This is a genomic window from Pseudomonas sp. GM79 (assembly GCF_000282495.1).
In the GTDB taxonomy this organism is placed as follows: domain Bacteria; phylum Pseudomonadota; class Gammaproteobacteria; order Pseudomonadales; family Pseudomonadaceae; genus Aquipseudomonas.
This window is the reverse complement of record NZ_AKJE01000028.1, coordinates 41,457-64,164: the sequence shown is the minus strand read 5'-3', so window position 1 is coordinate 64,164 and position 22,708 is coordinate 41,457. Positions and strand designations below refer to the sequence as shown.

The 22,708-nt window shown below is 58.3% G+C and carries 18 protein-coding genes; 11 read left to right on the top strand and 7 right to left on the bottom strand.

Translation table 11 applies throughout. The annotated features are described in order from the left end of the window. Nucleotides 1-9: 9 nt before the first annotated feature. Nucleotides 10-1,101 (bottom strand): polyamine ABC transporter substrate-binding protein, encoded by a 1,092-nt coding sequence (locus PMI36_RS22305; protein ID WP_008069239.1) that lies wholly within the window; start codon nt 1,099-1,101, stop codon nt 10-12. Nucleotides 1,102-1,202: 101 nt separating this feature from the next. Here PMI36_RS22305 and PMI36_RS22310 point away from each other — a divergent pair, with 101 nt between their 5' ends. From PMI36_RS22310 to PMI36_RS22320, 3 genes are all read left to right on the top strand, one after another. Continuing rightward, nucleotides 1,203-2,096, top strand: coding sequence for a LysR family transcriptional regulator (locus PMI36_RS22310; protein WP_008069238.1), 894 nt, complete (start codon nt 1,203-1,205; stop codon nt 2,094-2,096). A 245-nt stretch (nt 2,097-2,341) separates the two neighbouring features. Beyond that, nucleotides 2,342-3,817, top strand: coding sequence for a nucleobase:cation symporter-2 family protein (locus tag PMI36_RS22315; protein ID WP_008069226.1), 1,476 nt, complete (start codon nt 2,342-2,344; stop codon nt 3,815-3,817). Nucleotides 3,818-3,872: 55 nt separating this feature from the next. Continuing rightward, nucleotides 3,873-4,346 (top strand): LEA type 2 family protein, encoded by a 474-nt coding sequence (locus tag PMI36_RS22320; RefSeq protein ID WP_008069225.1) that lies wholly within the window; start codon nt 3,873-3,875, stop codon nt 4,344-4,346. Between the two features lie 3 nt (nt 4,347-4,349). Here PMI36_RS22320 and PMI36_RS22325 read toward each other — a convergent pair whose 3' ends face one another. After that, a complete protein-coding gene (locus PMI36_RS22325; protein ID WP_008069223.1) occupies nt 4,350-5,927 on the bottom strand; it encodes an alkaline phosphatase D family protein in 1,578 nt (525 codons plus the stop codon). A gap of 291 nt (nt 5,928-6,218) precedes the next feature. Continuing rightward, nucleotides 6,219-7,142: a carbon-nitrogen hydrolase family protein gene (locus PMI36_RS22330; protein ID WP_008069218.1), complete on the bottom strand. Its 924-nt coding sequence runs from the start codon at nt 7,140-7,142 to the stop codon at nt 6,219-6,221. An 85-nt stretch (nt 7,143-7,227) separates the two neighbouring features. Between PMI36_RS22330 and PMI36_RS22335 the strand changes: the two genes are divergently transcribed. Next, nucleotides 7,228-8,142, top strand: coding sequence for a LysR family transcriptional regulator (locus PMI36_RS22335; RefSeq protein WP_008069217.1), 915 nt, complete (start codon nt 7,228-7,230; stop codon nt 8,140-8,142). Between the two features lie 159 nt (nt 8,143-8,301). Here PMI36_RS22335 and PMI36_RS22340 read toward each other — a convergent pair whose 3' ends face one another. Continuing rightward, nucleotides 8,302-8,553, bottom strand: a complete 252-nt coding sequence (locus PMI36_RS22340; protein ID WP_007897387.1) for a hypothetical protein — start codon at nt 8,551-8,553, stop codon at nt 8,302-8,304. Between the two features lie 165 nt (nt 8,554-8,718). On the opposite strand from PMI36_RS22340, the gene PMI36_RS22345 reads away from it, so the two are divergent. After that, entirely contained in the window at nt 8,719-9,036 is a 318-nt protein-coding gene (locus PMI36_RS22345) for a DUF883 family protein (protein ID WP_008069214.1), read from the top strand. A 122-nt stretch (nt 9,037-9,158) separates the two neighbouring features. Here PMI36_RS22345 and PMI36_RS22350 read toward each other — a convergent pair whose 3' ends face one another. After that, on the bottom strand, nt 9,159-10,199 hold the full coding sequence (locus PMI36_RS22350; protein ID WP_008069212.1) for an Ldh family oxidoreductase: 1,041 nt from the start codon (nt 10,197-10,199) through the stop codon (nt 9,159-9,161). 267 nt (nt 10,200-10,466) lie between these two features. Here PMI36_RS22350 and PMI36_RS32295 point away from each other — a divergent pair, with 267 nt between their 5' ends. The 3 genes from PMI36_RS32295 to PMI36_RS22355 all read left to right on the top strand — a co-directional run bounded on the left by PMI36_RS32295 (nt 10,467) and on the right by PMI36_RS22355 (nt 16,510). Then, entirely contained in the window at nt 10,467-12,713 is a 2,247-nt protein-coding gene (locus tag PMI36_RS32295) for a hypothetical protein (RefSeq protein ID WP_008069210.1), read from the top strand. A gap of 4 nt (nt 12,714-12,717) precedes the next feature. Continuing rightward, a complete protein-coding gene (locus PMI36_RS32290) occupies nt 12,718-15,300 on the top strand; it encodes a dermonecrotic toxin domain-containing protein (protein WP_008069208.1) in 2,583 nt (860 codons plus the stop codon). A 208-nt stretch (nt 15,301-15,508) separates the two neighbouring features. Beyond that, a complete protein-coding gene (locus PMI36_RS22355) occupies nt 15,509-16,510 on the top strand; it encodes a FecR family protein (protein WP_008069207.1) in 1,002 nt (333 codons plus the stop codon). Nucleotides 16,511-16,565: 55 nt separating this feature from the next. On the opposite strand, the gene pvdQ is transcribed toward PMI36_RS22355, so the two are convergent. Further along, complete coding sequence (gene pvdQ, locus PMI36_RS22360; RefSeq protein WP_008069204.1) at nt 16,566-18,911, bottom strand: bifunctional acylase PvdQ; 2,346 nt, start codon at nt 18,909-18,911, stop codon at nt 16,566-16,568. Between the two features lie 234 nt (nt 18,912-19,145). Between pvdQ and PMI36_RS22365 the strand changes: the two genes are divergently transcribed. Next, nucleotides 19,146-19,517: a hypothetical protein gene (locus PMI36_RS22365; protein ID WP_008069201.1), complete on the top strand. Its 372-nt coding sequence runs from the start codon at nt 19,146-19,148 to the stop codon at nt 19,515-19,517. A gap of 19 nt (nt 19,518-19,536) precedes the next feature. On the opposite strand, the gene PMI36_RS22370 is transcribed toward PMI36_RS22365, so the two are convergent. Next, on the bottom strand, nt 19,537-19,725 hold the full coding sequence (locus PMI36_RS22370; RefSeq protein ID WP_007901365.1) for a hypothetical protein: 189 nt from the start codon (nt 19,723-19,725) through the stop codon (nt 19,537-19,539). Nucleotides 19,726-20,313: 588 nt separating this feature from the next. On the opposite strand from PMI36_RS22370, the gene PMI36_RS22375 reads away from it, so the two are divergent. Next, nucleotides 20,314-21,555: an MdfA family multidrug efflux MFS transporter gene (locus PMI36_RS22375; RefSeq protein WP_008069199.1), complete on the top strand. Its 1,242-nt coding sequence runs from the start codon at nt 20,314-20,316 to the stop codon at nt 21,553-21,555. 21 nt (nt 21,556-21,576) lie between these two features. Next, complete coding sequence (locus PMI36_RS22380) at nt 21,577-22,707, top strand: LuxE/PaaK family acyltransferase (RefSeq protein ID WP_008069197.1); 1,131 nt, start codon at nt 21,577-21,579, stop codon at nt 22,705-22,707. The last annotated feature ends 1 nt before the right edge of the window (nt 22,708 follow it).

The following is a 22,708-nucleotide window of genomic DNA, read 5'->3' as shown; positions in this document are numbered from 1 at the left end:
GTTATTGGCTTATTGGCGGCTACGGAAAGTGGTCCACAGGCGGGTGCGCTGACGCATGTCCTTGAGGCTCATGCTGCGGTCGGCGTACAGCCGTTCACGCACCTCGCTCTGCGGGTAGATGTCGGGATCGCTGCGCACCGCCTCATCCACCAACGGCGTCGCTGCCCGATTGGCCGTGGCGAAGAACAGCGTGTTAGTCAGCGCCGCGACGGATTCGGGGCGCAACATGAACTCGATGAAGGCCCGGGCGGCTTCCGGGTGCGGCGCGTCCTTGGGAATCGCCAGGTTGTCCTGCCACACCAGCGTGCCCTCCCGCGGAATGCGGTAGGCCACCTCGAACGGCTTGTTGGCCTTGCGCGCCTGATCGGCGGCCATGCTCGCGTCACCGTTGTAGGTCAATGCCAGGCAGACGCTGCCATTGGCCAGATCGTTGATCTGCCGCCCGGTGGCGACGTACAGCACCGACGGCTGTAACTGACGCAACAGTGCATCGGCGGCTGTCAGATCAGCCTTGTCGGTGCTGTAGGGATCTTTACCCAGATAGTGCAGCGCCAGGCCAATCACCTCTTGGGGCGAATCGAGAATGGCGATGCCGCAGTCTTTGAGCTTGCTGGCGTATTCGGGCTTGAACAACAGGTCCAGGCTGTTGAGCGGTACGTTGGGCAAACGTTGTTTCACCGCTTCGACATTCATCCCCAATCCGAGCGTGCCCCAGGTGTAAGGCACGCCATACCGATTGCCGGGGTCGACCGCCGCCAGTTTTTCCAGCATGTCCGGGTCGAGGTTGGCGTAACCCTTGAGGCCATCGTGAGAAATTTCCCTCAACGCGCCCGCCGCCAGGCCGCGTGCCAGAACGCTGGACGACGGCACCACCACGTCGTAGCCGCTGCCGCCGGTGAGCAGCTTGGTTTCCAGCACTTCCGGCGCATCGAACGTGTCGTAGCGCACATGGATGCCGGTTTCCTTTTCGAACCGTTGCAAGGTCTCGGGCGCGACGTAATCGGCCCAACTGTAGAGATTGAGGACTTTTTCCTCGGCCTGGGCCGGCACGGCCATGGCGAGGAACAGTGCGGGTAAACACAGCTTGAAGAGCGGAGCCATGACGAACACCTGACCGGAGGAAGTGACTGCAGGATGCGTCGTCAGTTACATTGGAAAAATACCAAGTTAATTATCCTGACTTTATTGCGGAGTAATGTTTGATGCTCGGTCAACTTCATGACCTCGACCTGCAGCTGCTGCGCCTGTTTGTCAGCGTGGTGGAATGCGGTGGTTTCAGCGCGGCTCAGGGTGAGCTGGGGCTGAGCCAGTCAAGCATCAGCCAGCAGATGGCCAGGCTCGAAACCCGGCTTGGTTATCGGCTGTGCAGTCGCGGCAAGGGCGGGTTCAAAATCACCCCCAAGGGCGAACAGCTGCTCCTTGCCATTCGTACCTTGTTCGAGTCGATCGAAGCGTTCCGTCATCAATCCAACGGCGTGGCCGGACGGTTGATCGGCGAAGTGCGCCTGGGCTTGTCCGAAGCACTTGATCAATCGGTGCTGCAACGGGTTGCCGAGGCGATCCGGCGCTTTCGCGAACGGGACGAGTCGGTGCGTATCGAGTTGATCAGCGCCATGCCCGGCGAAATGGAGCGGCTGTTGCTGCAACAACGGCTGGACCTGGCGATCGGCTATTTCTCACAGGTGCAGAGCGCTTTTGACTACCGCGAACTGTTCACGGAAACCCAGCACCTGTATTGCGCCCCGGGGCATCCGCTGTTCGCCGATGGGGCGCCTGACGATCAGGCTCTTCAGGCCTGCGACCGGGTCGATCATCCCTACCGCTTCCTGCGCAGCGACGAGCCGTTTCAGGGGAAGATGTGTTCGGCGCGTTCCGAACAGGTCGAAGGCACCCTCGCCTTCATTCTTTCCGGCAAGCACGTTGGCTACCTGCCCGATCACTTCGCCCGCAGTTGGGAAGACAAAGGGTTGCTGCGCGCCGTGCGTCAGGGCGACATGAGTTTTGAGGTGGCGTTCCATCTGGCCCGCCATCGCGCGCAGGTACCGGGGGATGCGCAAAAAGCCTTTGAAGAAGACTTGCTTGCGGCGTTTGCTTGAATAGCAGGGGCTTGCGTCAAGCGCAATCCATGTGGGAGCGGGCTTGCTCGCGAAGAGGCCGTGTCAGTCGACATTAATGTTGCCTGGTATACCGCCTTCGCGAGCAAGCCCGCACCCACAGGTTCTGCATCTGACTGACTGGCAGTGTGGCAAGCGATCGCGTTGTACGTTGCCCTCACTGCCCGCGGCTGGCATCCTGCGCCTCCATTTTCTGACCCGGCCCGCCTTTCGGCACGCAAATCACCATGACCGCCTCTGAAAAAACCGCCCCCCCACGCAACAACGACCTCATTTACGGCCTCGACGATCGCCCCCACCTGACCGCCACGGTCTTCGCCGCCCTGCAACACGTACTGGCGAGTTTCGTCGGCATTATCACGCCGACGCTGATCATGGGCAGCGCCCTTGGCTTGCAAAGTGAAGTGCCTTATCTGATCAGCATGGCGCTGTTCGTTTCGGGGCTGGGCACGTTTGTGCAGGCGCGGCGGTTCGGCCCGGTCGGCTCCGGTTTGCTGTGCTTGCAAGGCACCAGTTTCTCTTTTATCAGCGTGATTCTCAGCGCCGGGTTCATGGTAAAGGCGCGCGGCGGTGGCACCGATGAAATCCTCTCGACGATTTTCGGCGTGTGCTTTTTCGCCGCGTTCATCGAAGTGGTGCTAAGCCAGTTCATCGGCAAGTTGCGGATGCTGATCACCCCGGTGGTGACCGGCACCATCATTACCCTAATGGGCCTGTCGCTGATCAAGGTCGCCATGACCGACATTGCCGGCGGTTTTGGTGCGACGGATCTCGGCGCGGCCAGCCATCTGGCGCTGGCGGCACTGGTGCTGGGGACCATCGTGGTGTTGAACCGGGTGGATGTGCCATTCCTGCGCCTGGGCGCGATCGTCATCGGCCTGGCCCTCGGTTATGCGGTCGCGTGGTTCATGGGCCAGGTCGATTTCACCAGCCTGCCCGCCGTGCCGTTGATGAGTGTGCCCGTACCGTTCAAATATGGCTTCTCATTCGACTGGGTCGCGTTTGTGCCGGTGGCGGTGATTTTCCTGGTGTCGCCCCTGGAGGCTGCCGGGGATCTGACCGCCAATTCGATGATTTCCCGGCAACCGGTCAAAGGCCCCATTTATATCCGCCGGATCAAATCCGGGTTGCTGGCCGACGGTCTCAATTCGGCGATGGCTGCGGTGTTCAACAGCATGCCGATGGTGACCTTCGCCCAGAACAATGGCGTGATCCAGCTCACCGGCGTGGCCAGCCGTTATGTGGCGTTTTTCATCGCGGGCCTGTTGGTGGTGCTGGGGTTGTTCCCGATGATCGGCGCGGTGCTGCAATTGATGCCGAAACCGGTGCTCGGCGGCGCCGAACTGGTGATGTTCGGCACCGTGGCAGTGGCCGGGATCAAGATTCTCGCCGAGGCCGGCCTGCATCGGCGCAACATGCTGATCGTGGCGATTTCCCTCGGCATGGGCCTGGGCGTCGCGGCAGTGCCTGAAGTATTGCGCGAGTTGCCGAAGGCGCTGCACAACATCTTCGAATCACCGATCACCGTCGGTGCGTTGTGCGCTATCGTGCTGAATATCTTCCTGCCCGAAGAATTCATCGAGCTGGAAGAAGACGAGTTCGACCCGGAAGCCTCGGTGCTTCAGGTGATGCAGAACCCGGATGTTGCGGCCAAGGGTGAACCCGTTTCACCTGCGGCTGTCGCACAGTTAGACCGTGCGTAATGCTCAAGAGCCGAGCCACGAGCGGCTCGGCCTTTTTCTTTACGAGAACCTGTCCATGCGCAGATTGTTTGCCCTGTCCCTGTCCCTCCTCTTGCTCTCCCTGAGCGCCTGCGCCCTGTTCCCCCAACACGACCCGCTGAACATCAACGTGGTCGGTATCGAGCCACTGCCAAGCCAGGAACTGGAAGTGCGTTTCGCGGTAAAACTGCGCGTGCAGAACCCTAATGAAACGGCGATCGACTACAACGGAGTGGCCCTGGATCTGGAGGTGAACGGTCAATCACTCGCCTCCGGTGTCAGCGACCAGTCGGGCTCGATCCCACGGTTTTCCGAGGCGGTTATCGTGGTGCCGGTGAGCGTTTCGGCCTTCTCGGTGCTGCGTCAGACCCTCGGGCTGGGTCAGACGCAGACACTGAACAATCTGCCTTACGTGCTTCGGGGCAAACTGGCTGGTGGCGTGTTCGGCACGATGCGTTTCCTTGATCGCGGCAAACTCCGCCTGCCGGAGCCGACCACCGGCACGTGGTAACGCTCACGGTTCGGCCCGCGGCTTAACCGGATCGATCACCTGGGTCACACAATGTTTGAGGCCTTCTACGTGCCAATTGGCCCACAGCCGACGTTTGCCGGTGCTGTCTTCATCCGGCTCTATCGCCAGCCAGTTTCGAGCGGCAATCAGGTAACGTCCCCGTGCACCGATGGGCAACATGGTTCCGGTGATGGCGTAGTCGATCTGCTCCTGGTGCTTGCCAATGGACTCCAGAAACTGCACCGCCAACACCGGTGGTGAAGGATGCACGACCCCGGTCGAAATCAATTGGTAGATCAATCCCGAACCATCATTGCGATGCCGGGACAACGTCGATTCGATCACACAGGCCCCTGCCACATGAACATCACCGGACACCAGCGTGACCTTGCATGACTCGGCGTGGGCGAAATCCAGCAATCGCATGATCAACCGCTTGCGTTCGTCCCGGTGAGGCAGGCTTCGCCAATGGTCGCGCAAATCGTCCTCGAGTTCCTGTTGCCCCGAAATCAGGTCCAGTGCCTTTTCGGCCGCCTGCAAATCAAGGTAACCCACGGGAATACTCGACATCAGCAGCAAGTGCTTATGCCCCTTGACCTTGCCCAGCCAGGCATAAATCGCATCCCAACTGACGGGCGAAATGATCCGGGTTTGCCGAGCCGGCGGGGTCGTCAAATCCGGCGCACGCTCACTGCGCAAGTCGGGAACCAGCAATGCCAATTCACCCAAGCCGGTAAACCCCAGGTGAAAGCCGTCAGCGGTGTCGGGAATCGCGCAGGGATGAGTATCAGCGGACGGTTTGAGGTGCGGATGAGTCTGGATCAGTTGCTGCTGGAAAATCCTGAAATAGCGTTTGGCCGTGGCAAACAGCCCCTGAAATACCGGGCTTGAATGCAATACCTCATCGTAGGAACCCCAGCCATCGATGATGTCATGGTCATCCCACATCATCACCGTTGGCACGGCGCTGAGCAGCTTCGCGACCTCAGGCTGTTTCCAGCGCTCCAGGTAGAGTCTGGCGAAGAACTTGTCCAGGTCGGCTTCGATCACCTTGCTGTAGACCGCCTTTCGGCGCTCGGCGAAGGGTTTGGCAAACCATGTTTTCATCGACGACAGATTACTGCGCATATCGTCGCTGTAAACCTGATCGCCCCCCATCAACAACAGGTGATAGGGCTTGCTTTGATGAGCCCCCCACATGTGCTCCCAGCGCTCATGGTTCCTGTCCACCTTCTCCATGTCCTTGGGGTCCGAAAAGCCGTTGCACGACACATAGGCCATGCGCGGCGACTGCCCCTCGGCCGGAACGACGAAGTTGGCCTGCGCACCCTCTATCTTGATCGTGTAAGTGCTGGCAACAGCCTGGTCTTGCAGCGCTTTTAGATCGATGCGCCAGACGCGGTACTGAGGACTGAGCAACGGGATATCGGCGATGGCCAACGGTTTGCCGGCAGTGACACCGCCGGGTACTTTTACGCTGGGTGATGACCCGCCCAAGGGTAAAACCACTAGAGCAGACACGTTATAGACATTACTGTTGATGCCACGAAATTGCAGAATCGGGCCGAGTAACAAACTCATGGACAGTCCATCCGTTGACAGGGGTGTGAACGCCTAGAGACTAGACGACAATCGACGCTGCGCATGATGCGCACCACCCGTCCCTACAAGGAGGTCACCCACGATGCACGCCGCTCCAACGTTCTACACCGAACGACTGATCTTGCGCCCGCTGGAACTGGCCGATGCCGAGGCTTCAACTGCGCTGAAGATCCACTGTGGGAGCGGGCTTGCTCGCGAAAGCGGTCTATCAGTCAACAATGATGTTGAATGTGATGGCCTCTTCGCGAGCAAGCCCGCTCCCACATTAAGTTATGCGTTGAACCGCACGCCCGGTTTGGCCCGCTCATCCACCGTCAACTCAAACACGTCCGGGCGCGCGTAGTGCCCGACCACGTCGTAATCGTAACGGGCGCGGATCAGGTCGTCGGTGTCGATTTCGGCGCTGAGCAAACCCGCCTCGTCACGCAGTGGCCCGGCGAGAATGTCGCCCATGGGTCCGACAATCACGCTGCCGCCGGCAATCAACGGGCGTTGCGCCGGCCAGTTGGCGATGTCCACACCCAAGGCTTGCGGTGAGGCCTGGACCTGACAGGCGCTGACGACAAAGCAGCGTCCTTCATGGGCGATGTGGCGCATGCTCACCTGCCACATTTCCCGCTCGTCCACGGTCGGCGCGCACCAGACCTCCACGCCTTTGGCGTACATCGCGGTGCGCAGCAGCGGCATCATGTTTTCCCAGCACACCACGGCGCCGATTCGCCCGACCTGACTGTCGATCACCGGCAAGGTCGAGCCATCGCCCTTGCCCCAGATCAGCCGTTCGGTGCCGGTGGGCATCAGCTTGCAATGCTTGGCGACCAGTCCGGCCTGCGGGTCGAAATACAACGCGGTGCAATATAACGTGCTGCCCGCGCGCTCTATCACGCCGATCACCAGATTGGCGCCAGTGCGTGAGGCCAACCCGGCCAAGGCTTCAGTCTCGGCACCGGGCACGTCTATGGCGTTGTCGAAATACCGCGCAAACGCTTCACGACCTTCCGGCAGTCGATAGCCGAGTTGCGTACCGAAGCCCTCGCCCTTGGGGTACCCGCCGAGCAACGCCTCCGGCATGACCACCAGCGCGGCGCCGGATTCAATAATGGCGGTTTCCCAGGAGAGGATTTGATCGAGGGTTTCAGCCTTGCCGCCGGGCAAGGCGCCGATTTGCAGCGCAGCGACGATGGACTTGGGCATCGCGGTGACTCCGTCAGTAATGAGGTGTTGCTCATTCTCCGGCGCCACAGGATCATGAATAAAGCCCGACTCACTGCTGAATGATATGAACCAAATGAATATCGCCACCGTCGATCTCAATCTGCTCAAAGTCTTCGAAGCCCTGCATGAGGAATCCAGCGCCAGCCGTGCCGCACTACGCCTGGGCGTGACGCAATCGGCGGTCAGCGCGGCGTTGCGTCGATTGCGCGAGGTGTATGGCGATCAATTGTTCGTGCGTACCGGCCGAGGTCTGGCGCCGACGCTCAAGGCCAACCAATTGAAACCGGTGGTCAGCGATGCGCTGAACAAATGCCGCCAGAGTTTGGCGATGGTCGATCCGGCGGCGAATCATTACGACGGACGTTCGGTAACGGTGGGTTTGTCGGATGATTTCGAAATCGCTTACGGGCGACGATTGATTGAAGAGATCGCGGACCGCGCGCCGAAACTGCGGCTGATCTTTCGCCAGACCCACAGCCAGATCGTCGCCCAGGCCTTGATGGAACGCAGCATCGATCTGGCGATCACGGCAGGCGGGTTTGCCGAGCGTTTGCTCAGTCGCCAGGTGCTGGGTGAAGGCGATTATCTGTGCCTGGTGGACCCCCTCAGTCTGGCCGAGGGACAAGAGACTCTCAGCCTTGAGGCGTTCGTCGCCCGCGAACACATTCTGGTGTCATCGGGCGGTTTTATCGGGATTACCGATGAAGGCCTGGCCGCGTTGGGGCTGAGTCGGCGGGTATGCGCGTCGACCACGCACTTTGCCGCGTTGCCGCATCTGCTCAAGGGCAGCCAGGCGGTGGCGACTATTCCAGCCCATGCGGCTCGAAGTATCGCCGCGCTCAGCGGATTGGCGCTGCTGCCCTGCCCTTTGGCGCTGCCACGCTATCCGATCGAGCTGGGCTGGCGCACCAGCACGCAGCTCGATCCGGTGGTGTTGAAAGTGCGCGAGGCGATTATCGCGACCTTTTCCCAAAGGTAGGAGTGCGTACATCGGCCATGGATCGGTCGTACTCATTCCCCGTAGGAGCTGCCGCAGGCTGCGATCTTTTGATCTTTGGCGGTTTCGAAACCGGCAAAAGAGCAAGATCAAAAGATCGCAGCCTTCGGCAGCTCCTACAGGGGAATGGTGTCTGGACGTTTATTTAGCCGCCATCAGACGATTGACTTCACTGCGCACCATGTTGGCGAATTCCGGCGGCGACATGCCGTCGAGTTCGGCGCGGACCCACTCGGCCCATTTGCCTTTGCGCTTGGCACGCTCACCGAACAACCGTGCGGCTTCGCCCTTGGATTTACCCAGGTTGTTTTGCCAGAGTTCGAACAGACGGGATTTTTCATCTTCAAGCGCCGCGCGCTCGGCAAGGGGTTTGTCGGCCAGATTGAAGCTCATGGGAGTTACCTGCTGCATAAAATAGGCGACATCTTACACTGTAGGAGGAAATGTCCTGCCCTGGATTTTTCTTCAGGGTGGAGTCGCCACGCAAAATGACTGCAACTTTTGCCATGGCGCCAGACTCCATTGTTCACTGTCCATTCACCTGCAAGGAGTACTCTAATGGCCCGCAAAATCATCGATCAAGCCGCCGAGGATCAAATCAAGGATCAGGTCTTCAGCGAACTTCAGGCCCTGATCGAAGAGTCGGAAAAACTGCTGAAAAGCAGTGCTTCACTGGTCGGTGAAGAAGCGGACACCCTTCGAGGGCAAATCGCCCAGAAGCTCCAGCAGGCCCGGGGTTCAGTTTCCAGTATGCGTGACCGGACCAGGCCCGCGGTCGAAGCCAGTGAAATCTACATCGGCGGTCATCCCTGGCAAACCGTGGCTATCTCTGCTGGATTCGGTTTGGTGGTGGGGCTGTTGTTGGGCCGTCGTTAAGCCAAGCGCAACCTATGTGGGAGCGGGCTTGCTCGCGAAAGCGGTGTGTCAGGCAACATCAATGTTGACTGTGCCGCCGCCTTCGCGAGCAAGCCCGCTCCCACAGGTTCCGTTTTCAGGGTTCAGAGCCCGGCCAGCTCCCGCAGATTGGCCAGCGTCTGAGCATCAAGCACAATGCCTTCGACCTTGGCTTTGGCGCGCTGCCCGTGACGTCGATCACCCGGTAACCGCTTGAGCCCCACACCGTGCATCTGCCGGACCAGTTCCTGGCTGCGCTCGGCAAAATTCTGCCCCGCCGCTTTGCTCGGATCGATCACAATCAGCAGTTGACCGGTCCAGGGTGTTTTCGCCCCCGGATGGTTCGACCAGTCGAACTCGAAAGAGAAATTACCGCCGGTCAACGCCGCCGCCAACAGCTCCACCATCATCGACAGCGCCGAACCTTTATGGCCGCCAAATGGCAGCAAGGCGCCACCTTCAAGAACTGCTTTCGGGTCTTGAGTCGGCTGACCGAGGCTGTCCACCCCCATTCCCGCTGGCAAACGTTCACCTTTACGGGCTGCGATCTGTACATCGCCATGGGCGATGGCGCTGGTCGCCAGGTCGAAGACAATCGGAGCACCGTTAGCCCGGGGCGCGGCGAAGGCAATCGGGTTGGTCCCGAACAGCGGGCGATCGGCACCGTGCGGCACCACGCAGGTCATGCTGTTGACCACGCTCAGTGCCACCAGCCCTTCATCGGCAAACGGCTCGACGTCTGGCCACAAGGCGGCGAAATGGTGGGAATTACGGATGGCCAGTACCGCAATGCCGGCGCTGCGGGCTTTTTCGACCAGCAATGGCCGCGCCGCCGCGAGGGCCGGTTGGGCAAAGCCATTACCGGCGTCAACCCGAACGAAGCCCGAGGCCACGTCCTCGACCACCGGCACGGCCTGACCATTGACCCAGCCGCTTTGCAGCGTCGACACATAACCGGGGATACGGAACACACCGTGGCTGTGAGCCCCGTCGCGCTCGGCGCCGGCGCAGTTGAGGGCCAGGGTTTTGGCGACATCGGCCGAGGTGCCGTGGCGCAGGAAGATCTGCTCGAGCAACGCCGTCAGCGCTTCGAAGGACAGGTTTTGCGAGATAGCGGTAGACACATGATCGTGTGGCGCAGACATCTGAAGCTCCAGAGTAATTATTGGAGGGGGCAACAGCGTATGAAGACAAGCCGATTAACAACGCGCGACGAGCAGCCTGTCAACCTTTCGCTTGAACCGGCGCACTTGAACGCAACCGGTTGAACCGAGCAGTTGCTTTCACGCACGTTTGCACAAACACCGGGGAGCCGTGCGTTAACTATTTACCACCTTCGACTCAGCGGTGACTTCTAGTCTTGAGCCTCAATCCACAGGCGCATTCAGCCGCGCCCTGAACGAGACTCGACAATGCCCACACCTCCCGCTCCGCTGTTTTTTCCCCAGGCCCTGCGATCGCCTGGCCATTGGAATGATCTGCGCAAAACCCATGGGCTGACGCGCAAGGATTTCCAATGGCTCGGTCATGTGGAACTCGCCAGCCAAACATTGCGCAGCCAACAGACCCCGCCCATGTCCGCTGAAAAAATCCTGCTCAGTACCAGCGACCTGGCATCCACCCCCTTGGCGGGCAGCTTCGTGTTGAGCCTCACCCCGGATGACAAGGATGAGATTCTCTACACCCCCTACGCCGGCATAAAGAAGTTCCACAACCGCGCAGCCTTGACCGAACACCTCGAACACCAACTGAGCAGCGTGACCGAGGACGACGACTTGCTGGCCTTCATGTCGTTGTCTGCGCGCAAAACGCTGGCGGCCGCGGTCAATATCCAGGTGAGTTTTCAGGCCATTGAGGGCGACGTATTCGAAGACCAGCGCACGGTCATCGCCAGTAACCAGCGAACGAACGAGCAGGCCCTGCTGGATGAGTTGGTCAAGCTGCCAACGCTCACCTCGCTGCTCAACACGCTGCTCGATGAGTTGCTGAAATCGCCATTCCCGGGTCTTGATCAGCGCCAGACCCGACTCGACTTCTACTCCGTTGCACCGGCCCATGACGATAACCAGGAAAGTACCCCGCCCCGGCGCTGGATCAATTCCATGTCTCTGAGTGACGCGGTGCTGTCGTACTACCGCCATCAGCGATGGCCGATCGGGCAGTCTCATGAATTCTCCCATCCGGAAAAAAAGCCGACGAGCGCTGACCAACACCAATGGGAAACCGCGGTAAAGACCGCTTCCAGCAAACTGATCAGCCTGCTTTCCAGGAAACTGCAGCGCTACTGGGACGATGCGGCGGCTGACGGGGCATCCCGCCGCGATTTTTTCAGCCGGGCCATCCGTGAAAAGGCGCGCGCAGAGTTCCTGATCAAGCGCGAGGCCGAGATCATCAGCCCTGAACAGAGCCAGGCCTTGCATTCGTTGATTCAGCCGACGGCGGGCACTTCCTCGGCACTCAGCCTCGAGACGGTGCGTCTTTGGGAACACGCAGCCAACTATGTCGAACTGGCGGGCGCACTGATGATCAGCCACGCCAATTCCAAGGCCTTTCTTTACACCCCCACGCAAGGACTTCAGGTGCTGAAGGACTATCAGGACCTCAAAGATACCTTGCTGAGTAAATTCAGCGCGGTCGTTCACGAAGATGAGCTCTACGGCCTGCTGAGCCTGGAGGAGCGTAACCGGTTCATCGGTTTCAATCAGCCTCAGGTCTCCGGCGAGGTGATTTCAGGCTCGATATTCAAAACGCTGTTTGAGGCGATCATCACCAAGCAACGGCAAAACATGGAATACGTTCTGCAGGTTTTCCGTCACAGCGATGGCACCGTGGACCTCCATGCCTTATTCGACAAGGCACTGGATATCCGCGCCATGATCAGCGATCAATTACTGACGCTGGGTGTTCAGGGACGCTGGAGTACCCGGCCGGTGCTGTCTGGCAACCAGCTGCCCTCCATGGTCTTGGCGGATAGAGCCGCGGCTTTCGTAAAAACCTTCAGCGATGTCGAATCGCTGATCAGCGCGGAATTCGCCTCCCAGCCGATCGCCTCTGGGCCCCAGCAGCGCATTTACCTGGAGAATCTGAAACCGCGCCTGGCCCATGCGCTTTCCGTGGGTGTACGGGGAGAAGCCAGCCTTCGAGTGCTCAACGCCACGCTGCGGGACGCCGACCGGGCCATTGTCGATACGGTGTTCAACCCGGATCAACCGGATCGAGAAACGCGCCTTGCCCTCAATGGTTTCAGGCCTGACGCTTATTCACTGCTCCTTGAGTGCTCCGGGCAGAAGAATCTGCTGCCCTTGGCCAATTGCGTACTGTTGACCGAACGTGGCGGGCTCGATGTTCAACATTCCGGCCGGGCAATTCTGTGGACGCCTGCGACCGGGCTGGAAGTCTTCGCGACGGTCAGTAGCGCAACGACGGAATTGAACCGGCGCCTGCTCGACGCCAGCAAACGCCTGGAACTGCTGGAGAACCTCCCCCCTGCCCAGCGCACATTCCACCAGCGCTACACGTTCAACTCGTTGCGACTGATTGAGGGCAACGTCCTGCGGCGCCTTGCGCAATCCTCCATAGACCACTTCCTGGCCCGTTGCGAACACCTGCGCAGCCTGAAGCTGGACGCTGGACGCTGTACAGCAGATCAAAGCGCTTAACGAAATGACGCAACGGGTCATCGACACCAACTTGCAAAGAGCCAGGTTGATCTCGCAGGCCATCACCCGACAGCAGTCCCTGCCTGCATGGCTTGGCATGGCCCCTGTCGAAGAACAGCAGTTACACATTGAACTGCTGGAGCAATACCACAACAGCGTCACCGACGATAAAGACTACCTGCACGGGGTCCAGCCCCTGAAGTCCTATGTGCATGACCGATTGGTGTCACTGCTCGGCAGCCGATTCACAGGAACGCGACTGGACCCCGACCACATCAAAATCACGCCCAACCTGGCCCTGGCCGGGCCGGCGCGTAGCCTGACCGAGTTTGCCCTGAACCCTGCCAACGCAGCTCAAGGCATCGGCTTCAAGACCGCCTCGACAACCTCGACGGCCCTTCCCGATCGCCTGGATCAGAACGCCGTGCGCCAGCTTGTGCAGTCACTGAATATCCACAGCGATTATGCAACGCGGGTGACGGATGCATTGACTAAAGCCGGCACCGATGCCGACAAACGAAAGCAGCGTTTTATTCAGCAACTACCGTGGCAACTGTTGCAACACGCTCATGCACTGAAACTGCAGCAACATCTCAGTGCCAGCGCTTTCGACTTGATCTGGCAGGTTCTCGACATGCCGGACGCCATTGCCCGCGCGGCTGTAACAGGTGCCCACGCCATCGTCAGGCCGCTGGAACTGATCAAGACCGCAGGCGCCGCGGCCGTTAAAACCCTGGGTCTGTACCTGATCGGCCCCGGTGCCGGACATCAAGGGCCGCAAATCCTGTATGCGCCCTACCACACAGGCTCCGTGTTCACCGAATTCGAGAACCAAGCCAGCGTTATATCTGCGATCAATGCGCCAGGGGCACTGCAGAATCTGATCATTCGTCGGCTTCCCGAGGGAGAGCAAACCTTGTTCGGCAACCTGCTCAAGTCCACCGTCGGACAACAAAGCGAAATCACCCTCGCGTCCACCCCCATTAACGGCAACCTGCTTGCACAACTGTTCAGCGATAATGTCGGCCTTCTATCAAAAATGCTGGGCAGCCAGTCAGAGATCACCGGCCAGGCCGACTGGGAAACCGCCAAAAACCTGTTCAGCGCCGGTATCAGACTGATTTCGGGCCTGTTGCCGGGCAAACTCGCCTATGGGCAGTTACTGTGGCAAAGCTACAAGGACTTCAAGAACTCCGCCGAAGCGCTGCAGGATCATCACTGGAAACAGGCATTGCAGGCGTTTATTGCCGGCACCGCGCAAATGGTGACGCTGGGCAAGTTGTCTCTGGAGGCTTCAGCACCCCCTGCGCAAGCAACCTCCACCGCGCCTGTTGCCAAACCGGTGGCCGCCTTGCAATGGTCAAAGGTGAAACCGACGGCTCTGATGCGCACGGTGTTGCAGCCTTTCGAGGCCTCGGACGTTGCATTAAAGGATCTGAAGAAGAGCAGCACCAATGGAACTTACGTGGACTCGACCAGCAATCGTACGTACGCCCCCGTCGAGGGAAAGGTTTACCCCGTGGTCAAAACCGGGCCGGTCTGGCGAATGATCAGAGACCGACAGCAGGGTCCCGCGTTGCTGGCGGCTTCCGGTCAGCAGCTAGTGATCGATCCGGACATCCACACGGTCCATTACGGCAAAGCCCTGTCGAAAATGCACAATCAATATGTTGTTGATCGCACGGCTCGGGACATTTTGAATATCGAAGCCCGGGGAATGGAAGCCATTCGGACAAAACACCCGGAAAAAGCACGCATGATCGTGCAGGCCATGGACTTGGCTCGCTATTACGCGTTTAACAGTCTGCATAATCTGGCGCAGCTCAGACACCTGAATCCGGGGACGCGGCTGGATACCTTTCTTAAAGCCTTTTTTGATGCTGACCACCTCGACGCCAGCCTCCTGGACAAAATCAAAAAGGTCATCGTTCCCATTTGCACAGCGCTGGTGGACCCAAACGAAGACTTGATGAAAACCGAACGTTTTGTGGTCGGTTCAAACAAATACGAGACCAATAGCACGATCGCTTTTGTTGTACCTGACGATGCACAGAAGCGTGTGTATTTCACGGAGATGTTTTTTGACCCGCAACTTGATTGGTACAAGTCCTGTTTGACTGAACCTTTCGACGTCGACGACCATGCCCGGGCCGCTACCCTGATTCATGAGTTCTCCCATATTTTTTCAAACACCGTAGATATTGCAACGCTTGAGGCAAGGCGTCCGTTCACCGATCTGATCGCCACCGTCATCAGTTTCGGTACGCAAACCAAACAGACTCAGCAGGACTTCCAGCGAGAGGCACTGTCCCTGGAGACCCCGCGGGAAGAACTGTTTGCCCGCTGGAACGAAACATTGCAGTCATGGATCAGTCTGGACTCGATTGAGGGGTTGGAGCATGTGGGTAAGGACATCCTCAAAACGACGAGCTGCAAAACGATGGATGAGGCTCGCAACGCCTTCCTGAATCCACGGAAGGTAGACCTGCGAGCCGACATCATTTTGCGCAACGCCGACTCCATCGCTCACTTGATCTGTGAAATGGGTCGACAACTGGATCCGGTGCCAGCCCCGCCCACTGCCTGATATTCGACAGCTGCTACAGTCCGGGACGGAGGGATCAGTCCTGGAGGTCTTGACCATTTTTTCACTCCATTTATGGATACTGCCTGGTGGCGCCCGGCTTTCAGAGCGTCCATGTGAAAATAAGTTGTTCTTTGATGGGCAAATGCCATGACGGTTGTTCTCGCAGACTTCCCCTCAAGGTTAGAATGCAGGAAATCAGGATGAGTCAATGACCGACCACTCTCTCTCCCAAGCACAATACGACGCCATCACCGATGCTGCTGCGCACTGGTGCATGCGTTTGCATGCCATCGACTGCACAGCCGAAGAGCGTCAGGCGTTCGAGCAATGGCGTGATGCCCATCCCCTGCACGCTTTCGAGTACGAAGCCATGCTGGAAATCTGGGAGGTTGCGGGCAATTTGCCTCGTCCCGAATCTCCCGCGCCGGCTGTTCGCGGCAAACCGACAATGCCTTGGCGCACTTTCGGCATTGCCGCCACCGTCTGCGCCTTGGCGTTGCCGCTGGCGGCCTATACCGGATGGAACCTGGGTTGGCTGCCCAATGCCTATCAGCATTTCGAAGCGACCGATAATGTTCGTGAGGTCACGCTGAGCGACGGCAGTCAGGTGGAGCTGAATCTGGGCACTGAACTGACGTTCAGCAATTACAAGGATCAGCGTCGTGTCACGCTGAAAAAAGGCGAAGCCTTCTTCAGCGTCAGTCATGACCTGCAGCATCCATTTATCGTCAAGGCAGCCGATGGCAGAATTCGCGTCACCGGTACCCGATTCAACGTCTGGATGTATGAAGACCAGGTACGCGTGAACCTGATCGAAGGGTCCGTACTGGTGACCAGCAACGGAGCCTTGCCCGGCGAAGGTTCACGTCTTGAACCTGCCATGCAGGCACGTTATCGACACGGCGACTTCACGCCGCAAATCAGCCAGGTCTCTGCCGATGACCACTCGCTGGCGTGGCGCAGCGGCAAACTGGTGCTCGATGATCTGACGCTGACCGATGCCCTGCCCTTGATCAATCGTTATTTGAACAAGCCAGTCATGATCGCGGACCACAGCACCGGCTCGATTCGCCTCGGTGGTGTCTACAACATCAAAGAGCTCAATAGCCTGGTGGCTTCGTTGCCCAAGGTGCTGCCGGTCTATCTGACCCGCAACAAGGACGGTAGTCCGGTCCTCAATTCAATTCCGCAACAAGCCCCAAAAAGCTGAAGGCCGCCACCCTTGCGGGGTGCGGCCTTCATGTTTCATTCGAACGCTATCGCTATTACTTCGCGGCGATCTTCCCTGCTTTCTCATCCTGCTCGCGGATCGTCTGAGCCTGGTACTGCGGATCGGACGTGATCTGCTGCTCGGTGAACGGCAACACACTCAACTGCTTCTTCGAAAAGGCCAGTGTCTGGTCCCGGGAGTACTTCGATGCCGGGTCACTGGACAATGAGAATGCCAACAAACCTTGAGCCTGCGGCCCCTTGTCATCGAAAGTCACCACCTGCAAATAGCTGGTGCCACTGACAACCTCGCGTTTGCCGTCGGTTCTCGGCACGCTTTGGATCGCGTTATACACACCCAGCGTGCCCGGCCCGCCATGGATCGGCGTTTGCTGCCCGCCACTGCTGACCACCTGGATATCGCCCCAGCGGCTATCGGGCTTCAGGCCAAGGGTTTTTACCTGTTCGACCGAGGCCAGCATCGCCGCCCGAATCGCTTTGGCGACGTCTGGCTGTTCAATTGCCAGGCCACGCGGTGTGTGTTGCGGATCCTTCGGATCGAACGCGACACGCCAGATGCCAGGGATTTGCTGCAACGGCTCCATGACATTTTGAAAATGCACAAAGCCCAGTCCACTGTCCAGATTCACCCGGCGATCCCAAGCCTTGAGACTGGCACACAACGGTGTAAGCGTCGGCGCATCGGCGCCAAGATCCGCGGCGCAGAATTGCAGCAGGTCCGGCATCACTTGCGCCGCCTGATACACCTGATCGTCCATCACCATGTGTTGCAGATCTGCCGCAGCGACAGGGCCGGCCTTGCTCAAATTCCCCAGACGCTCCAATGCAAAGCGCGAACGCAGCCCCAACGGTTGATTGTCCTGACTGATCAACGGCGAGAAGCCGGTAAGCGGTTGTGCCGGGTTGGCCATCCAGGCCGAATCATTGGAATGCTGCACAAAGTCTTTGCGCAACAGTTGCGGCAACTTGTCTGCCGCATAAATACCTTTTTGCGCAGCGTGTGGGTCGATGTCCCAGGCACAGGCGCTGTTGGAACCATCGAGCAGGATCATCTGTAATCCGGCCCGAGGATCGCTGCACTTGGCCAGCTTGTCGGCATTGACGTTCGGCACCACCGACAGGTTCATGTAAAGCGTCTGCCCCTGATCGTCCACCGCCAGGGTATTGACCCACGGAATCCCCTGAATCTTATGCACCGATGCCTGCAAATCCTTGAGGCTGGCGGCACGGTTCATTGCATACCACTGTTGCAAGACCCGGTCGTTATCCAGATTGGCATCGCGCAGGCTATAGGCGAACTGGTTGTTCCAGTCCAGCTTGCCGGGCCATTGCACAATCGGGCCGAATTGCGAACTGTAGACCACATGGGAAATCTGCCGGGTCTGGCCATCGGCTTGCTTCACGTTCACCGCCAGCGTCTGCTTTTTCATCGGCAAGGACTTGCCATCCAGCAGGTAACGGGTCGGATCCTTGGGATCGAGTTGCAGACGATACAGCGTGAAGTGCTTGGACGAATCCACCGTGTGGGTCCACGCCATGTGCTGGTTGAAACCAATATTGATCATGGGCAGGCCGGGCAACGCGGCGCCCATGACGTCCAGTTTGCCGGGAATAGTCAGGTGCATCTGATAGAAACGCATCCCACCAACCCAAGGAAAGTGCGGATTGGCCAGCAGCATCCCGCGTCCGTTGAACGAACGTTCGCTGCCGACCGCCACGGCGTTACTGCCGCGATCCAGAGCGAAACGTTGCATGCGCGAAGCCGCCAGCTGGAACGACGCGGGTTCGCCTGCCCTATGGGCAACGGCTTTCGGCGGGGTAGCGCCGGCCAACGCTTCGGCAAACTGCCCCACGCCGCCTTCGACCAGCAGACGTCGGGTCAGCTTGACCAGATCCTGCGCAGTGATCGCGCGCACCCATTCGCCCTGGCATTGCTGCGGCAAACCCTGGGCCTGGCGCTCTGTCAGCGAACGGTTGTAACCGGCCACATAACCATCGATGAGCTCACGAACTTCCGGCGTTTGCGCCTGCCAGAAAGCGCCGACCGCCTGCGGCGTATTCAACCAGTTGAAGAACAGATCGCTGGCCAGGTTCCCGCGCTCTTCGACCGTAAACTGGTCCGGGCCGAAATACCGGGAGCGCTCGCCATTGACGGTGACAATCTCATTGGCCAGCAAGCACAGATTGTCCTGAGCGTAGGCATAGCCAATGCCATAGCCGAGGCCGCGCTCGTTTTCGGCACGAATATGCGGCACGCCGAAACTGGTTCGACGAATTTCGGCTGTCGCCTGCTCTGGCTGGCTGCGCGCGGTTGCCGCAAGACTCAGCCCCAGCAACACACCCGCAAGGCTCAACCTGGTTAACTGCCTGGAAATAATCACGCTCGCTCCTGATCGAAAAGACGTATGACACGCAATGCGCCTCCCCTTAAAACGAAGCAAACAGCAAAAATTTAAGCCTTTGAGGGTGCCCCTATGCCCGGCTCACGGGCCGCTGACGTACTGGCGACAAATTTTCTACATATGGGTCTTCATTATTTGCCTGGCTCGTTCGTCTTATTGATTGAGAGCACCCATCACATTTTTCCTGATCAGGCTCTGAAAAGGAGTTTTTGCATGTACAACCCGCAACTGCCAACGGACGGTAGCCATGCGCCAAAGGCCAGCACCCTGGGCTCCGGCGTTTTCAATCAACCAGCCGAACGCCACGGCAACGAACGGATCAGGTTTCTGCTCAAGAGCTTTGGCCTGCGAACCAGTCTGATTCGCCTGAAAGTGATCGACGCCTTGCTGACGGCCGCCCAAAGCGACCGCAGCCTGGGTGTGCGTGGCGTGCACAGTCACTTGCTGGACCTGGACATTCCCCTGTCCTTTCTCAGTGTCCGTGAAGTGTTGAAACGCTTGTGCGGTGAAGGCGTGATCACCCTCAATCCGGACAAAAGCTACAGCCTGCATCCACAGGCTGCCGCCGTCCTGTTTCGCGAGTAATCCGGCCATGGGGCGTCGCTCAAGGCTTGACCTTGCGACGCATCACGCCATTGATCACCACCACGAGCACCGCCACGCCAATGGCGATGTACTGGAACAGCTGCTCTGTGATGATCCCTGCATTTTGCAGCCAGGAAAGGCCGAACATGATCCCCAGCACCACCAGGGAAATCAGTATCGAGTATTTCAAACGTTGCGACTGGGTCATTGCGGGTTCCTGAACCAAAAAAAGTATCCGATTTGTATCCGATTGCATGCCAAGCCACTACCGGTCTGCGGGAATGAGGGCTGCAAACGGGGTCTCATGTTACAGCCGATGACGAAATTTGACTTCATTGCGGCGATAACCATGAGGATTTTGAAATGTTTCGGCGAATTACACTGCTGATTCCTTTGCTTACCCCCTTGACATTGAGTGGCTGCATCGTCCCCCCCTAATGGTTGGCTTGCATAGCGACCGCCGCTATGGCGTGCCACCCAGCTATGATCAGCCTCGATAACATTCAATATGTTTGCCTGAGCAGTTATATAACCGAATTTATTCACCCCAAAAACTTTCCTACGAGCCCCATACACATGCATGCGTTCTAGCAGGCATTTATCGTGTAGGACAATTCTGATTAAACTGGGAATTTATTACGAACTCACGATCTATTTTCCCTAAAGGTCCAAAATCTGACACACAATGAAAAAACACTGAAACTTTTTGCCTCAAACAAGCACATGAAATTCATCATGGGCCATGGATACTCTTGTTCTGCCGCCTTATCAAACTTCCGGCACCAACAGGAACATCATGCACAAACCGTTAATAGATATAAGTTCGTCTCGTCTCCTTGGTTTTTGCCTTGCAATCACTCTTTTTGAACTTCTGACCTACATGGCCAGCGATATGATCATGCCGGCCATGTTGACCGTAACCGATCAATTGAATGCCAGTGCGAGTCATGTTCCCTACGCCTTCAATCTTTATTTGGCAGGGGGCATTCTTTTGCAGTGGCTTATCGGTCCGCTGTCCGATCATTTCGGTCGTCGCAGAATGCTGCTCATCGGTTGTGCGGTATTCGCTCTAGCCTGTGCTGCGGCGTTTTACGTGCAGAGCATCTTTGTCTTCAATGGTTTGCGCCTGATTCAGGGCATGGGATTGGGATTTGTCATCGCGGTCAGTTATCCAGCCCTGCAAGAAGTCTTCTGTGAAGCCGACGCAGTAAAGATCATGGCATTGCTGGGCAACGTGGCGCTGCTCTCCCCGCTGCTGGGCCCCTTGCTCGGCAGCCTGATGCTGGAATGGCTCTCCTGGCGGGAGCTGTTTTTACTGTTAGGGGTCGGCGGTGCGATGGTCTGGTTGGGGCTTTATTGGTACATGCCGGAAACGGTGGGCACCTTGCGTCACGATGGTCAGCGACTGGCTGCCGTCCCCTTTGAATGGGGCGGCACGGTGCGCCGCTACGCCGCTTTGCTCACCAACACGCAATTCCTGCGCGCCACCGTCGCCTTGGGACTGATGAGCCTGCCGTTGATTGCCTGGATCGGGCTGGCACCTCTCTTGCTGATCCAGAACCAGGGACTTTCCACCCTGCAGTACGGCCTGTGGCAGATCCCGGTATTTGCGGCAGTCATTCTCGGCAATCTGATACTCAACCGATTGATTGCCAACACTGAACTGCCCCAACTGATTCGATACGCGCTCTGGCCGTTTTGCGGTGGGCTCATCGCATTGGCCGCCATTACTTTCATCGGTGCCTCGACGCTCCTGTTGGTCAGTTGCCTGTCGCTTTACGCCATCGGTCTTGGCATGAGCAACGCCGCGCTGTACCGGCTCGCGCTGTTTTCCAGTGATGACAGTAAAGGGCTGGTCTCAGCCGCGATCGGCATGATCTCCATCGCTGTCATGGGTGGTGGTGGCTCGATTATCGCGGCCTTGGGTGCCGGTGACAGCCTTGAAGCCTTCGCTCTGATGGCCTGTCTCATGGGGCTATTGTGCCTGGCGCCCTTGAGACTGTTTCTGCGTCGCTCTCACATCCCGCTTGCGATCTGACACCAACCAGTAGGTCTTTTGATGATCCATCTACCCCATACCGATGCGCTTTGTGCGTTAACGCAACCCTATTGCCTGGATTCCGTGCCGGACGGTCTGTTCGACCGGGCCATGAGCGAAATCAGCCTGTTTCATTGTCATCACACTCCCGGATACGAACGCTGGTTGAATGCTAATGATCTTGACGCCAACGCCCTGGAGTCGCTGGATGACTGGTCAAGGTTGCCGCCGATTTTCGCCAATTACTTCAAACGTCATCTGGTGTTCGGTCCCACAGGCGAAGACGCGCTGGAGCTGACATCATCCGGCACCAGCGGCCAAAAGAGTCGCATGCGCTACGACCATCGCAGCATGGCCGCGGCACAAGGCATGGTGAACCACATTTTCCGGCATTACGGCTGGGATACACCGGACAGCCCCTGCAACTATCTGCTCCTGAGCTATGAGCCCGAGGCAGCCATCACCCTGGGCACTGCCTATACCGATCAGTTTCTTTGCAGCTACGCCCCCGTCAACCGTGTCGCTTACGGCTTGCGCCTCACCGGCAAAGGTCATGAGTTCGATCTTTTTGGTGTGATTCGAGCCTTGCAGGAATTTGCCGAGGAAGGATTGCCGGTTCGCATTCTCGGTTTTCCGGCGTTCCTTTCGCATGCCCTTCAATGCATGGAAGACACCGGCGTGGCTGATTTGCAGTTGCCTGCCCAGTCACTGGTGTTTCTGGGGGGCGGCTGGAAAACCCAGGCGGCACAGGAGGTTCCCCTGCATCAGTTGTATGCCCGAATCAATCGGCAATTGGGTATCGACCTGCCCCGCTGTCGGGACGGCTATGGCGCCGTAGAGCATGCAGTGCCTTATATCCAGTGTGCCCACCATCATTTTCATGTACCGATCTATTCGAAGGTTTTCGTGCGCAAACCATCCGATTTCACTGTCCAGCCATACGGCCAGCGTGGCTTGCTGGAATTCGTCTCGCCGTACATTTCGTCGAGCCCTGCCCATGCCGTGGTCATGGGCGATCTGGCAACTTTGCATCCCGGCGCCAGTTGCGGATGCGGTCTGCCAACCGATTGGTTCGAGCTCCATGGTCGTGCCGGCACCTCCGCCAGTCGCAGTTGTGCCATGGCCGCTTCCGAATTGATCGCAGGTGCTTGAT